Below are 15,838 nucleotides of genomic sequence, written 5' to 3'. Positions count from 1 at the left end.
GAATCAACCAAGGGGTTGAAGTCCTCACCGGGTAGTTATTTCGCCCATTTCAGCTCGATTTCATACCCGAAGGTCTCGCACCATACTTGGTATTATACCGTATTGCCGTAAAATGTTAACCTAATTTGAGATTAAATCATGCTCTCATTCCCGAGAACCTGTTTCGATCTGCCTGACCGTACAGTGGGGTCGAAAAATCGTCTATTTTATAGCTTGCCTCACTCCTTATTGGCCATTATACTGATAATCCAGACACACACAATCATGGTATCTGACCAACTCAATGGCCTTGAGCATCAGCAAGCATTAGGATCTAGTAGGGGTCGAGAATGGAGTCGCCTCCATCCCCTCCCATTCAAAACCGGACGTGAGACTTTCACCTCATCCGGCTCCTAGTCTGACTGTTCCATTGTTAAGGATACAGCACTGGCGTTGTCTAACGCCGTTTTATCGTCGCGGGTGTGGCGGTGCAATAGCTGAAGATTCTTGTATTCATCCTTTCCACCTAGGCTTCGAGGTACAATGTGGTCTACTTCAATTAAATCCGATGGTGCGAAATACTGTCCGCACCAGGTACACCTACCCTTTTGCTTTTTGAGTAGTTTTGCTACCCTGTTTGGCGTTTCAATTGCTTGTCCTTTCCTGGTTGCCCAGTAAGTCCAATTTCCGTCGTATGGTGTTGCGTCAGGGCGTATTATGGTATGTCTGACAATTGGAGTCCAATTATGTTTCCATAGATGTAATCCATCCTTAGTCTTGAATAACCAAGATTCATGTCTTTCTTTCCCGTTGCTAAGTTTAACCGTTCCCTTGTGGAAGTAGTTTCCTAGCTTTTCGTAACTTACCTTTCCGCATCTTGAAACTGTCCATGCCCTCAACATTTGCCAGATTAGGTTGTCTAGCTTTACGAAAGTTTCTGATGAAACTACTCCTGAATAATAATTTGACCATCCCCGAATAATCGGGTTTAGCTTGTTAATCAGGGCTGACTGGGGTGTAGTTTTATGTTTTTTAATTACCCCTTGAATCACTTCTGTATGGGCTTTAACTGCTTTCTTGCTGGGTTTGATGTGGGTTAAAAAGGTTTTCCTTATATCCCTATTCATCTTTCCAGCTTTGTGTATCCCTGCTGGATATTGCCTGATGTTGAATCCTAGAAAATCAAACCCGGGCTCTTCTGTTTTTCCATCATACTCAATAGGTTTGAGCGTATGGCAAATTCGAGTCTTTTCGGGTTTAATCTCTAATCCTACAGGTTTTAACCATTTGGAAATAGCAGTTTTGCACTGTTCAATGATTCCTAAGTCTTTGGATATGGCTACAAAATCATCGGCGTATCTTATTACCGTTGCGTAAGGTTTGCCACTGGTACTTTTAGGATACAGTTTTTCAATTAACCTAATCATCCCATCCAGTGCGATGTTAGCTAGGAGTGGACTTATTACCCCTCCTTGGGGTGTCCCTGTTTCTGTATCCTCAAATACGCCGTTATCTAGCACACCTGCTTTAAGCCATTGTTTCAGGTCTCTTTTTAGGCTGCTTGGACAATGAATTTTAGACAGTAGGTATTCATGGTTTATTCGGTCAAAGCATTTAGCTATATCTGCATCCAGTATGTAATAACTTCCTTTGTTGATACTTAGGTAAATCCTTGCTATTGCATCGTGGGCTGACCTTCCCGGTCTAAACCCGTAGCTTGTGCCTTCAAATCTCGATTCCCATTCAGGTTCGAGAGCCGATTTAACCAAGGCTTGCCTTGCTCTGTCTTGGATTGTGGGTATTCCCAGAGGGCGTTTTTCATCCCTACCAGGTTTTGGAATCCACACCCGTCGCAGTGGTTTTGCTTTGAGGTTTCCCTTAATATTCTCAACAAGTTCAAACCTTTGTCTTGATGAGATTGCTCTCATTCCATCGACTCCAGCCGTTTTCTTGCCTTGATTATCTTGGGTTACTCGCCGTACTGCTAAGAGTCGGGCATAATATGATTTCACCAATAGACGTTGCAACCTTCGTGCCTTTGCGTCCTGTCCCGATTTAGCTGCTTGAAATATCCTCTTTTGGAGCTTGAAAACTTTTCTCTGAACTTTCGCCCAGGGAATAGCTTTCGATACAAACGCACGTCTTGATTGGTTTTGATTTCTCAAATCCTTTCTTTAAACTCGCTTTCGTCATAGTAACTCCTACTAGACTCTATTCTTTACAATCAAACCGTGACCCGTTAGCATATCCCTACCATTACAGTTGGGCGTTGGCTTCTGGTCACATCTCACCCCCTAATAGGCTTACGCTTACACTTATCACTACTAACTATCTCGACCAGATAATCAGAGCCTAAAAGGGGTTATAACGTTCCGTTTATATGGGCATTCCATCTTTAGACTTGTCCTATCCACCGGGGTACTTTTAAAGGTCTGTGAAGATGGTATATAAAAACCTCTTCTTTTCCCCTTGCTCTTTTGAGCGCAGCGTGTCAACCTATTTCGCTACTTAGCAATTACGATGGTTCAAGTCGGAACATTCAGATTTCCTTAGTCATAGATGGTTGGCAGTGGTCGTATTTGGTAGTAGGTTCTACTTCACGCCTTCCGTTCCCCGCTTCAATCCCAGGATTGTGAATCCTAAAACTGGGGGTGGCTATCGCCGTTACTCTCAACGCAATTGTTAAGGAATCATTAAGATTTCTAATTTAGCGTTTTGACCTTGAGTTCCCTGCCTTGTTTTGTATATTTCTATACCTAACGTTGGGACATATAAACAGTTATGGGATGGTCAGGGTACGAGTCCCTTATATTTCACCAAGGGGTGAAAGTCCCACTAGGAGGTTATTTCAGGCATTGCAGCCTTATTTGACTCCTAAACGTCTCGCACTTATAGTTTACTTTATCTATTTATTCCAGGAATTGACCAACTTTGTAGGATTTTCTAGGATTAGTTCCTGACCTACCCAGTTAAACTTAATGATCATAGCATTTTTGATAAGTTTATCTTAATCCAATTAGCGATCGCCTTATAACTCAACTTTATGAAAAAATCTGTAAACTGGACTACTTTTTTTCAGGTACTGACCCTGTTGTTGTTACTGGTGGGGGCGGCCATTGTCCTACTACCCCTAGTGATTGTGGTAGGATCCTCCCTATCAGAACCTAGTGCCGTCGAGGGTTCTCAGCTTACCCTGAAAAACTACCAAGAGGCATGGCAGCGGGGTAACTTCCTGTTAGCCTTCGCCAATTCCACCTTTGTCGCCTTATCTGTAACCGCCTTTCAGGTGATCACCTCAGCCTTAGCGGGTTATGCCTTAGCGCGACTCAAATTTCGCGGCCGCCAGGCGATCGTCTTAGTAGTGTTGGCGACTTTGGTCATTCCCTTTCAATTATTAGTAGTTCCCATTTTTCTCGTCCTCAAATGGGGTCATTTACTCAACTCCTACTGGGCTTTAATCCTACCCACAGCCGTCAATGGCTTCGGGATTTTTCTGTTACGCCAATATTTCATCACCATTCCCGTAGCCTTAGAGGAAGCGGCCACCATTGACGGGGCCAACCGTTGGCAAATTCTCACCCAAATTATGCTACCCCTAGCCCGTCCTGCCCTAGTAACCCTGTTTCTATTTACCTTCATTGGCGAATGGAATGATTTATTCAAGCCCTTGGTATTTACCACCAGACCCGAGTTAAGAACCGTACAACTAGCTTTAGCCGAATTTCAGGAACAGTTTACCAGCAGTTGGCAACTACTAATGGCCGCCGTAGTTATTGCCACTGTCCCCGTGGTGATCTTATTCCTGTTGGGTCAGCGACAGTTCATCCGAGGCATTGCTACCACAGGAATTAAAAATTAACCCCTCAGCAATTGACAATGGTTTGGCGATCGGGTTTGATGAGAAACAGATGAGCAGCCGATTTTCTGGTGAGGCCAAGTTGGATGTTGAAACGATTGCGAGTTCTGATCATCAGTTGTTTAGTTTCCCTGATGCTGGGGGGATGTGTTCACTCCGATATAGGGATTGAATTTTCTGATCAGACCCACGGCAAAATTGTCCAGCATATCCGGTTAGCCGAAGGAGTGACTAACTTCGGATCTGACGCTTTAGATGAGTGGCTTCCGAGTCTGCGTCGTCGCGCCAAACTTCTCAACGGTAAAGCTAAACAATTGTCCAATCAGGAGATTGAAGTTACTATCCCCTTTGACAATGGGGCAGATTTGCAGAAAAAATTTAGCGCCTTTTTTAACCCCATGACCCCCCCCTCTAGCCGATCGCTTCCGGCTACAGAAGGGCAACTACCACAATTTGCCTCAGATTTGCGTTTAAAGCAAAATAACTTAATATTTGCTCTGCGTAATCGGATTAACCTAGAATTAGACCTAACATCCCTAGCCCTAGTAGCCAGCGAGGATAACGTTATTGTTGGGGCAGAAAACCTGATCGACCTAGAATTTAGGCTGATTACTCCTTGGGGGGCGCGGGTCATAGGAGACGGCAACCCCGACTCTGACTCCAACCCGACCACAGAAGAAAACGGCAAGTTGGTAGTATGGACTCTCAAACCTGGAGAGATTAACCGACTCGAAGCCATTTTCTGGGTTCCTAGTCCTGTAGGTATTGGTACAGCTATCATTGCCGTTTTCGCATATTTTGGCTTCCTGCTGAAGTATCGACTGTTATCACCGACTGTCACACCAGCCGCCAATAATAATCAACCTCTTACCTCGGATAGCTAAAACTGGGTAAATTTTACTATGGTGATGACTGTAGTTTTAAAGACTCGTTTTTTATGGTCTCTAAAGCCCTCCAAAATATTTGACAAGCCGCGCTAAATTTTTATGAGAATCGCCCTTTTTACTGAAACATTTTTACCGAAAATAGATGGGATTGTTACCCGTTTATGTCATACCGCCGAACAACTAAATCGCCTAGGTGATGAGGTGCTAATAGTTTCTCCAGAAGGTGGATTAACCGAATATAAAGGCTGTCAAATCTACGGTGTAGATGGATTTCCTCTCCCTATGTATCCCGAACTCAAAATCGGTCTTCCTCATCCGGGAATTGGGGCAAAATTAGCCGAATTTAAACCAGATATTATCCATGTGGCTAACCCGGCTGTATTAGGCTTAAGTGGCTTATATTATGGTAAAAAACTCAACGTCGGGTTAGTAGCCTCCTACCATACCCATCTACCCCAATACCTGCACCACTACGGCTTAGGAATGCTGGAGGAATTCCTGTGGGGGTTATTGCGTACAGCCCATAATCAGGCTATGTTAAACCTGTGTACCTCCACAGCTATGGTTGAGGAATTACGCAATCATGGCATTGAACGGGTAGACCTATGGCAGAGGGGGGTGGATACAGAACTGTTCCAGCCCCACAAAGCCACTAAAGAAATGCGCGCGAGCCTCAGTATGGGAAACCCAGACGATACCCTACTGTTGTATGTGGGGAGACTAGGAGCCGAAAAAGAAATCGATCGCATTAAACCTATTCTAGCAGCAATACCCAACGCCCGTCTAGCCCTAGTCGGAGATGGTCCGAACCGAGAAAACCTAGAACAACATTTCGCCGGAACTCCCACCAACTTTGTGGGTTATCTGCGGGGAGAACAATTAGCGGCCGCTTACGCCTGCGCTGATGCCTTCATTTTCCCTTCCCGGACAGAAACCCTAGGTTTAGTCCTCCTCGAGGCTATGGCCGCAGGAACCCCCGTAGTAGCCGCGCGGTCTGGGGGAATTCCCGATATTGTCACTGATGGAGTAAATGGCTATCTGTTTGACCCCAGGGATGAACAAGGAGCCATCAAAGCCACCAGTAGACTGTTATCCCATAGTGATGAGCGGGAAAGGTTGCGACAAAATGCCCGATTAGAAGCCGAACGCTGGGGGTGGGCTGCTGCCACTAGCCAACTGAGACGCTATTATCAAAATATTTTAGCTCGTCAATCACTGCCCTCTGTTGCCTAGCTGAGAGGAAACCCGTAGACTTGAGACAAGGAATGGATTATTGCTGTTCCTTGCTTCTTCCTTTTTAGGCTACTGAATCGGGGGATAAACCGTTCAGATGGAGTCCTTTGTCAATTTAACCCCGACCCATGACAGTTTCCCACGCAGGTAGCATTCTGGCTACATTGACTCAAGTTAATCGCATGGGCTTGTTGGCAGATCGTGTAAAAAATCTGCCAATGGGAGAGTTTATTTGTATTCTCGATTTCATTACCGCAGAATTTCAACAATTTCTCCGAGCTATCGAACTGATTAACAATGAAGCGATCGAAACCCTCCTCGAACAGCTTCTCGATGCCTTTACTCTCAAAATCGGACAAATCTTAGAAGCCGATCGCACTACCATTTTTTTGATTAATCGCAGCAAGGGTCAGCTTTGGTACAAAACCTCTCCCGAAAACAACGAAACTGACGGCGAGGGGAACTCCGACTCTAAACATACCGAGGAAATTCGCCTACCTATGGATGTGGGTATTCTCGGCCATGTCGCCTGTACCGGAGAAGCCCTCAATATCACTGATGCTCAAACCCATGAGTTCTTCGACCCCGCTATTGATCAACCATCAGGGTACGAAGCGCGCAGCATTCTCTGTATGCCCATTTTTAGCACCCAAAATCCTCAAGAGGCCGTCGCCGTGGTGCGACTCCTCAATAAAGCAGGCGATCGCCCTTTTACCGAGGAAGACGAACAGCAATTTCGCTCCTTTGCTGATTCTATTGGCATTATCCTCGAAAGCTGTCAATCGTTTTTTGTGGCCGCCCGTAACCAGCGAGGTGTAGCAGCCCTCCTCAAAGCTACCACTACCCTCGGTCAAAGTTTAGATCTCGAAACTACTTTGTTATCCGTAATGGAACAGGCGAGAGACCTAATGCAAGCCGATCGCAGTACCATTTTCCTACTCAAAAAAGAAACCGAGGAACTCTGGACTAAAGTAGCTAAGGCTGATGGTAAAACCATGATGGAAATTCGCATTCCCGCTAATAAAGGAATTGCGGGTTATGTGGCTTCCACAGGTCAAGTGCTAAATATTACCAATGCTTATGCAGACCCTCGCTTTGACCCGACAACCGATCGCAAAACTGGCTATCGCACTCGTAATATTCTCTGTATGCCAGTTGACAACGCTAAAGGTGAGCTGATTGGTGTCACTCAGTTAATTAATAAACATAAAGGCAGTTTCACCGATTCTGATGAGGAATTTCTGCGGGCTTTTAATGCTCAGGCGGGTATTGCTTTGCAAAATGCCCAACTGTTTGAAAATGTCATGGTGGAGAAACAGTATCAAAAAGATATTCTCCAAAGTCTCTCAGATGTGGTTATTTCTACCGATTTACAAGGTCGCATTGTTACCATTAATGATGCCGCTTTAGAATTGCTCGGCTGTCCCCGTCACCGTCCCCGCCATCGACAAATTCGCGAATATTGGGAATATCAACTTAGCGGACAATATATCTGGGATGTTCTTCCTATTGAAAATTTGCAATTGCGTCTTGAGGATAGTCTCAAATTTGCCGCCCGCCATTTTGTCCCCGAACAAAGTTTAACTGTAGGATTAGTCGAAATGATAGTTGGGGAATTTGGAGATACAACACCCATCCCCATTTTGGTGGTTCCTGATGAGAAAAAACCAGATATTTATCATGTTTGGGGTCAAGAATATCAGCCTTTGGATGGCAATTCTTTGGCTGATAATGAGGCGATCGCTTCCGAAATTAGACTCCTAGAACGTAGCATTAATTTGACTGTTAATCCTTTGACTAACCCCGAAGGTGGTGTCCGGGGTGGTTTGGTGGTTTTGGAAGATATTAGCCGCGAAAAACGTATGAAAACTACCATGTATCGCTATATGACTCCCGGAGTCGCTGAACGGGTTATGGCTTTGGGAGAAGATGCTTTGATGATTGGGGAAAGGAAAGAAGTAACTATTCTATTTTCTGATATTCGTGGCTATACCACCTTAACTGAAAATTTGGAAGCCTCTGATGTCGTCGCGTTGTTAAATCAATATTTTGAAACTATGGTCGAAGCCGTTTTTTCCCATGAGGGAACTTTGGATAAGTTTATCGGGGATGCACTTATGGCTGTGTTTGGTGCGCCTCTTCCCCTCAGAGATAATCATGCTTGGATGGCGGTTAAGTCCGCTTTGGATATGCGAAAACGGTTGAAAGATTTTAATGAGTCTCGACCTAATGAACCTCAAATTAAAATTGGTATTGGTATGAGTTCCGGAGAAGTCGTATCGGGAAATATTGGCTCTCAAAAACGGATGGATTATACTGTGATTGGCGATGGGGTTAATTTGAGTTCCCGCTTGGAACAACTGACTAAATTGTATGGCTGTGATATTATTTTAAGTGAGATGACTTATCATTTGTGTGGCGATCGCATTTGGGTGAGAGAGTTGGATAAAGTCCGGGTGAAAGGTAAAAATAATGCCGTTAATATTTATGAGTTGATTGCCTCAAAATCTCAGGCTTTAGATGATGAATTGGTCGAGTTTTTGGGCTATTATAACCTGGGACGACAGGCTTATTTGGCTAGGGATTTTGCTTTGGCTATTCAGCATTTTGAAGTAGCTCAAAAAATGCGATCGGATGATAGGGCTGTCGAAATTCACATCGGTCGCGCCCAGAATTATTTACAAAATCCCCCACCCCCCGACTGGGATGGTATCCATACTATGACAACTAAATAATTAATAATTAATGATTCAATAATTCATTATTATTGATTGATTATGTATCATGGGATACACCCTTTGGCTATAATCAACGGTAGGGGAGTCAAGCAAACTTGATGTTTGAGCAGATGCTACCTACACAAATCACAAACAAGCGCTATACTGTCTGATAGTCAAAATCTTTGAGCCACTACTGTACTGCATGGGTCAGCCTAAGACCCTGTACATAGTTGGGTAATAGTCCTATCTGAGGTATTTTCATGGTTAATCGAGTGACCAATATCGAAGAATTAGAGAACTTGATTGCGCGGGTAAAAGTAGCCCAGCAAAAATTCTCTGGCTTCACTCAAGAACAGGTAGACTACATTTTTAAGAAAGCAGCCCTAGCCGCTAATGCTGCGCGTATACCTCTAGCTAAAATAGCCGTCGAAGAAACCGGTATGGGGGTAGTTGAGGATAAGGTGATTAAAAATCACTTCGCCTCAGAAATCATCTATAACAAGTATAAAAACACCAAAACCTGTGGTGTTATTGAATCCGATAAATCCTTCGGATTCCAAAAAATCGCCGAACCTGTGGGCATCTTAGCAGGTATTGTCCCCACTACTAATCCCACCTCTACCGCTATTTTTAAGGCTTTAATTGCCTTAAAAACTCGCAATGGGATTATTTTTTCACCCCACCCCCGCGCCCAAAAATGTACTAATGAGGCGGCGCGTATTATTCTGGAAGCAGCCGTTGAAGCCGGTGCGCCCGAAGATATTATTGGTTGGATTGATGAACCGACAGTTCCCCTATCTCAGGCGTTGATGCAGCATCAAGATGTTAAACTGATACTGGCTACAGGGGGTCCGGGAATGGTGCGGGCTGCTTATTCTTCCGGGCGACCCTCTTTAGGTGTTGGTGCGGGGAATACTCCGGCTTTAATTGATGATTCTGCTCATATTAAAATGGCGGTATCTTCGATTATCCTCAGTAAAACTTTTGACAATGGCATGATTTGTGCTAGTGAACAGTCTGTAATTGTCGTTGATTCTATTTATGACCAGGTACGGGAGGAATTTCTCTCCCGTGGTGCTTATTTCCTCACCCCAGAAGAAACCGATCGCATGGCGAAGGTGATTTTTGTAGACGGTCATCTTAACCCCGAAATTGTCGGTCAAACTGTTAAGAAATTGGGAGGAATGGCGGGGCTAAATCTTTCTGATGATACCCGTGTGATTATCGGGGAACGACCGGCAATTGATGATGATGACCCCTTCGCCCATGAAAAACTATCGCCGGTTTTGGTTATGTATCGGGCGAAAGATTTTGAGGATGCCGTTCTGAAAGCTGAACATTTGGTACAGTTGGGAGGTCGTGGTCACACCGCCGCTTTGTATACTTCCCCCAATAATACTGATCATATTAATGCCTTTGAGGGTAAGGTACAAACGGCGCGGGTGTTAATTAATACCCCTTCATCTCAAGGGGCGATCGGAGATTTGTATAACTTCCGTCTTGACCCTTCTTTAACTCTGGGTTGTGGAACTTGGGGCGGTAATTCCATTAGTGAAAACGTCGAACCTACTCACCTGTTGAATATTAAAACCGTTGCCGAACGACGGGAAAATATGCTGTGGTTCCGAGTCCCTCCCAAAATCTATTTCAAGTATGGTTCCCTACCCGTCGCTTTGCGAGAGTTGGCAGGTAAAAAACGGGCTTTTATTGTCACTGATAAGCCTTTGTTTAATTTGGGAATTACCGCATCTCTTGAGGAAGTCCTCGAAGAAATCGGGGTTAAATATGACGTTTTTTATGATGTTGAACCTGACCCGTCTTTGGATACCGTACAACGGGGTTTAACTCTCATGAATACCTTTGAACCGGATGTCATTATTGCCATTGGTGGTGGGTCGCCTATGGATGCTGCTAAGATTATGTGGCTCATGTATGAACATCCAGATATTGAGTTTGAAGGTTTGGCGATGCGATTTATGGATATCCGTAAACGGGTCTATGATTTGCCGCCGCTGGGAGAAAAAGCAGTAATGGTAGCAATTCCTACTACTTCGGGAACTGGATCCGAGGTGACACCCTTTGCTGTGGTTACCGATCGCCGCAATAATATTAAGTATCCTTTGGCAGATTATGCCTTGACTCCTAATATTGCGATCGTTGACCCCGAATTGGTCTTAAATATGCCAAAAAGTTTAACCGCTTTTGGGGGTATTGATGCCTTAACTCACGCCATAGAAGCCTTTGTTTCCGTGTTGGCTTCCGAATACACCAATGGTATGGCTTTAGAAGCAATTCGGCTGATTTTCAAGTATCTACCTAGTTCCTATAACAATGGCGCGAATGACCCGAAAGCGCGGGAAAAAATGCACTATGCCTCTACCATGGCCGGGATGGCTTTTGCTAATGGTTTCTTGGGTATTTGCCATTCTATTGCCCACCAATTAGGGGGGACATTCCACATTCCCCACGGTTTAGCGAATGCCTTAATGATTAGCTATATAATTCGCTACAATGCTACTGATGCACCCTTCAAACAAGCCACTTTCTCCCAATACAAATATCCTAACACTAAATGGCGTTATGCTCGCGTCGCGGATTATTTGAATTTGGGCGGAAATACTGATGATGAAAAAATCGATCGCCTAATTTTGGCTATTGAAGAACTCAAGCATAAGGTAGGAATTCCTAAAGCCATGAAAGAAGTCGTTAAAGAAAGCGAAGCCGAGTTTTTGGCTAAGGTTGATGAAGTCGCAGATCAAGCCTTTGATGATCAGTGTACAGGGGCCAATCCTCGCTATCCCTTAATTGAGGATCTCAAACAACTGATTATTGATGCCTATTATGGGCATCCAGTCGTCGCTACCGAAAATAATGGCAAAACTGTATTTCCGACTTTTGGCCCGGAACCAGTTATGATGGGTGAATAGGTTGTGAGTTACCTATAAATTGAAGCCCATTTGAGAGGCGAGTTTCTGACTAGATCAGATCGCCTCTTTTTTTTGCTCAAATGGGGGCCAGCATAGCCATAAATATTTTGGTGTCTATCATGTATAATCCGAATATTAGATTCTCACTAAGAACCTGATTTGAGTAATTATCTGGATGACCATAACAGCCCATGACCTATATCACCATCGTCTTGATATTACTGCCAATTTTGGTAGGATTTTGCATTTATCTATTCCCCAAAATCGATCGCTATTCGGCTATGGCGGTTGTCCTGATGTCTTTTGCTTACGGGTTATGGGTTATCTTAGAACCCCCCAACCTGAATATTCAATTATTGAATAACTTTGGAGTTCAATTATTAATTGATCAGAATAGTGGCTACTTAATCTTGACCAATGCCTTAGTCACTATGGCAGTGATTGTCTACTGTTGGCAGTCCCGGATTACTGGCTTGTTTTTTACTCAGATATTAATTGTTCATAGCAGCCTTAACTCAATTTTTATGTCCCAGGACTTTATTAGTCTATATGTGGCTTTAGAAGTCTTAGCAATAGGCGTTTTTTTATTAATTGCTTATCCTCGCAGCGATCGCTCAATTTGGGTAGGCTTACGCTATCTATTTGTTAGCAATACCGCCATGCTATTCTACCTGGTAGGGGTCGCCCTTGTCTACCAAGCCCATCATTCCTTTGCTTTTGCTGGCTTACGGGGTTCCTCTCCAGAGGCTATATCCCTAATCTTCATGGGTTTATTAGCCAAGGGTGGTATCTTCGTCTCAGGGTTATGGCTACCCATGACCTATGCTGAATCAGAAACCCCTGTTTCCGCCCTTCTCTCAGGAATTGTCACCAAAGCCGGAGTTTTTCCCTTAGTACGTTTAGCTTTAATTCTACCCGAATTTAGCCCAGTTCTAAGCATCTTTGGGGTAGCCGCCGCCTTGTTAGGTGCAATTTATGCCATTTTTGAACAAGACACCAAACGCACCCTCGCTTTTAGTAGTATTTCCCAATTAGGTTTGATGATTGTCGCCCCCGTCGCCGGAAGTTTTTATGCTCTCACTCACGGCTTAGTTAAATCAGCTTTATTCCTCATAGAAGGAAGTCTACCTAGTCGCGACTTTAAACAACTGCACCAGCAGCCGATTACCACTTTCCTCTGGCTAATTCTACTCCTGGCTAGTTTATCTATATCTGGTTTCCCCCTGTTATCTATTTTTTCAGCAAAAGCCCTCGTTTTTAAAGACTTGTCAGCCTGGGAAGATATCGCTCTCAATATTGCCTCAGTGGGAACCGTCATCTATTTTGCCAAATTTATCTTTATTCCCCACGAACAGTCCGCCTCCTTCGAAAAATTTGACTCTCAAAAAGTGGCATTAATTCCAGCTATATGTATTCTGTTTATTGCCTTAATTTTCGCTAATCTTCCCTACTACGAGTCTACCTATACCGTCGAGAAGATTACTAAGGCTTTAGCTACTATTGGGGTGGGTTGGTTAGCCTATTTTATGATTTTCAAAAACTCCCTAATTAACCTCCCGAAAACTTGGGAAAAATTAGACCATCTGATTGGGGTCATGACTCTGAGTTTAACTGGTATATTTTGGCTGGTTGTGTGGTTAAAAATTTCCTAAATTTTTGCCATGATAAACCCGAGCATTTTGGCTAACTAAAATTTTGCCAAAATTCCCAAAAAGATATTTTGTTTTTTGCGGAAATAGTGTATGCTTTACATATAATTAACCAACTCCTTTAGCTGACAGATCATTGTGTTAGAGTCGTTAGTATTCGCCTCCGTGATGTTCGGATTTTTCGGCATCATTCTCAAAAAGAACCTGATGATGAAAATTATCTCCATGGATGTGATGAGTACAGGGGTAATCGCCTATTATGTACTTATCGCCTCCCGAGATGGCTTTTTTACGCCGATTATCGGTAATGCCAGAGATAATGGCAATTATGCCGACCCCGTGCCACAGGCGGTGATTTTGACAGCGATCGTAATTGGCTTTTCCGTCCAAGCATTAATGCTGGTTGGTGTCATGAAGTTAGCCCGCGATAACCCCACCCTAGAAACCGACGAGATCGAAAAGAACAATACCCCATGACCAATATTACGATCGCATTGATAGCATTACCAATGTTTATCGGGTTCAGTATCTATTTACTTCCCAAATTCGATCGCTATCTAGCTGTTTTGGCAGCCCTTTGTTCCCTAGCTTATGGGTTGCAGGTTCTGTTAAATGATACAGATTTGCCAATCAAACTACTAGATAACTTCGGTGTTCAACTATTAGTTGATCAACAAAGTGGCTACTTGATTGTGACCAACGCCCTAGTCACAACTGCAGTGATTTTTTACTGTTGGAACCGGGAGAAAGTCGCTTTTTTTTATGCCCAGACAATGATTTTACATGGCAGTGTTAATGCCACATTTGTTTGTCAGGATTTTCTTAGCCTGTATGTAGCCCTAGAGGTTTTAGGAATCGCAGTTTTCCTGTTAATTTCCTACCCTCGTAGCGATCGCTCAATTTGGATAGCCCTACGCTATCTATTTGTGAGCAACACCGCCATGCTATTCTACCTGATCGGGGTCGGTCTTGTCTACCAAGCCGATCATTCCTTTGCCTTTAGTGGCTTACGGACTTCACCTCCAGAAGCCATAGCCCTAATCTTAATGGCACTATTAGTCAAAGGTGGCGTGTTTGTCTCTGGGTTATGGCTACCGCTAACCCACTCCGAATCGGAAACCCCCGTTTCCGCCCTTCTCTCAGGAGTCGTAGTCAAAGCCGGAGTCTTTCCCCTAATTCGTTGCGCCCTAATTGTACCAGAGATTGACCCAGTGCTAAGAATCTTTGGTATCAGCACCGCCATTTTCGGTGTGGTTTATGCAGTTTTTCAAAAAGACACCAAGCTAACCCTAGCTTTTAGCACCATTTCCCAGTTAGGATTTGTTCTTGCCGCCCCAGTAGTTGGCGGTTTTTATGCCCTCACCCACGGCTTGGTTAAATCAGCTTTATTCTTAATAGCTGGAAGTTTACCTAGTCGCAGCTTTAAGCAACTACAGGCGCAGCCCATTAATACCTCAGTTTGGATACCATTATTGATAGCTAGTTTGTCTGTCTCTGGTTTCCCTTTACTGTCTGGCTTTGGTGCGAAGATTATCACCTTTAAAAATCTGTGGTCTTGGCAAGAAATCATCCTTAATATAGCCGCCATAGGAACAACCATATACTTTGCTAAATTCATCTTTATTCCCCATACTCAACTACCAGCAACCCCAGAAACTGAAGAAAAGCAACGGGGGTTATTACCAGCCATGGTAATTCTGCTGGGGGGGCTGATTTTGGCTAACTTTTTCTATTATCAATCAGTTTACACCATTGATAATATTGTCAAATCTCTGGTAACTATAAGTGTCGGATGGTTGGCTTATTTTGTGCTGTTTAAAGACTTAGTAGTGAACCTGTCCAGATCCTGGGAAAAGCTGGAACATATTATTGGTGGAATGACCATCATGTTAACAGTGCTCTTTTGGTTTATTTTCGCGGTGGGTATAGCATGATTAAATATCTGTCTCTCAACTTAATTCTGCGATTAGCTATTTGGTTTCTGATTACTGCTGACCTGAGTTTAGCTAATATCATTATCGGGGTGAGTGTGTGTTTATTATTACCCGGTCGTAGCCCCTCTAAGGCGGCTTTAAACGACTGGTTAAGGGCTTTTGGGGAAGTCATTAGGTCAGTGCCTCAAGCCTACCTAGAGGCTTTTGAGATTATCTTAAAACCCCATAATTATGAAGATATCACCATGGAAAGAGTGAAACCCCAAAGAACACCGGGTTTAATTTTTTTAGATATCTTTATCATTACCTTTACCCCGAAAACAATTGTTTTAAAATATCACCAAGAGGGCTGGTATGAAGTCCATTGGGTACGTCGCCGGAGGCCTGATTCATGAACAATATTTTAATGATAATGCTGGTAGCTTTAATGATTCCTATTTACGAAGCCTGCCAAGATGATAATATTTGGCAAAAGGTGTTAGCATTTTCTAGTATTGCTAGTAAAACATCGATCATGATTCTAGTTGTCTCGGTTTTAAGAGATGATTGGATGATTGGCGTAGTTGGGGTAATTATTCTCAGTGTTGGGAATGCGTCTTTAATGCTATTGGCTCAAATTCTTAGACGCATGAGTGATGTATTAACTAAGTGAA

Annotated in this window: 10 protein-coding genes and 1 pseudogene; 10 read left to right on the top strand and 1 reads right to left on the bottom strand. The window is 43.6% G+C overall.

Annotated features, from left to right (window positions below; all coding sequences use genetic code 11):
• Positions 1 to 392: 392 nt before the first annotated feature.
• Positions 393 to 2,172: pseudogene (gene ltrA, locus P5683_RS02525) on the bottom strand (group II intron reverse transcriptase/maturase).
• A gap of 850 nt (positions 2,173 to 3,022) precedes the next feature.
• Here ltrA and P5683_RS02520 point away from each other — a divergent pair.
• The 10 genes from P5683_RS02520 to P5683_RS02475 all read left to right on the top strand — a co-directional run bounded on the left by P5683_RS02520 (position 3,023) and on the right by P5683_RS02475 (position 15,837).
• Positions 3,023 to 3,838 carry a carbohydrate ABC transporter permease gene (locus P5683_RS02520; protein WP_315639504.1) on the top strand — a complete coding sequence of 272 codons (816 nt, stop codon included), beginning with the start codon at positions 3,023 to 3,025 and terminating at the stop codon, positions 3,836 to 3,838.
• Between the two features lie 83 nt (positions 3,839 to 3,921).
• On the top strand, positions 3,922 to 4,719 hold the full coding sequence (locus tag P5683_RS02515; protein WP_006669183.1) for a DUF3153 domain-containing protein: 798 nt from the start codon (positions 3,922 to 3,924) through the stop codon (positions 4,717 to 4,719).
• 102 nt (positions 4,720 to 4,821) lie between these two features.
• Positions 4,822 to 5,955 (top strand): glycosyltransferase, encoded by a 1,134-nt coding sequence (locus P5683_RS02510; protein WP_006669182.1) that lies wholly within the window; start codon positions 4,822 to 4,824, stop codon positions 5,953 to 5,955.
• Between the two features lie 128 nt (positions 5,956 to 6,083).
• The gene (locus P5683_RS02505; RefSeq protein ID WP_006669181.1) at positions 6,084 to 8,690 is read left to right on the top strand and encodes an adenylate/guanylate cyclase domain-containing protein; all 2,607 of its coding nucleotides are present in this window, start codon (positions 6,084 to 6,086) and stop codon (positions 8,688 to 8,690) included.
• A 245-nt stretch (positions 8,691 to 8,935) separates the two neighbouring features.
• Positions 8,936 to 11,602, top strand: coding sequence for a bifunctional acetaldehyde-CoA/alcohol dehydrogenase (gene adhE / locus P5683_RS02500; protein WP_006625689.1), 2,667 nt, complete (start codon positions 8,936 to 8,938; stop codon positions 11,600 to 11,602).
• Between the two features lie 191 nt (positions 11,603 to 11,793).
• A complete protein-coding gene (locus P5683_RS02495; protein WP_187757830.1) occupies positions 11,794 to 13,254 on the top strand; it encodes a cation:proton antiporter in 1,461 nt (486 codons plus the stop codon).
• 135 nt (positions 13,255 to 13,389) lie between these two features.
• Complete coding sequence (locus tag P5683_RS02490) at positions 13,390 to 13,728, top strand: NADH-quinone oxidoreductase subunit K (RefSeq protein ID WP_006625691.1); 339 nt, start codon at positions 13,390 to 13,392, stop codon at positions 13,726 to 13,728.
• Positions 13,725 to 15,185: a cation:proton antiporter gene (locus P5683_RS02485; protein ID WP_006625692.1), complete on the top strand. Its 1,461-nt coding sequence runs from the start codon at positions 13,725 to 13,727 to the stop codon at positions 15,183 to 15,185. The genes P5683_RS02490 and P5683_RS02485 overlap by 4 nt, the downstream gene beginning before the upstream one ends.
• Entirely contained in the window at positions 15,182 to 15,580 is a 399-nt protein-coding gene (locus P5683_RS02480) for a Na+/H+ antiporter subunit E (RefSeq protein WP_006625693.1), read from the top strand. Before P5683_RS02485 ends, P5683_RS02480 begins: the two co-directional genes overlap by 4 nt.
• Complete coding sequence (locus tag P5683_RS02475; protein WP_006625694.1) at positions 15,577 to 15,837, top strand: hypothetical protein; 261 nt, start codon at positions 15,577 to 15,579, stop codon at positions 15,835 to 15,837. The genes P5683_RS02480 and P5683_RS02475 overlap by 4 nt, the downstream gene beginning before the upstream one ends.
• The last annotated feature ends 1 nt before the right edge of the window (position 15,838 follow it).

Source organism: Limnospira sp. PMC 1279.21 (genome assembly GCF_032349615.1).
GTDB lineage: Bacteria > Cyanobacteriota > Cyanobacteriia > Cyanobacteriales > Microcoleaceae > Limnospira > Limnospira fusiformis.
Note: the sequence above shows the minus strand (reverse complement) of the source record. Positions and strands in the feature narration are given on the sequence as shown.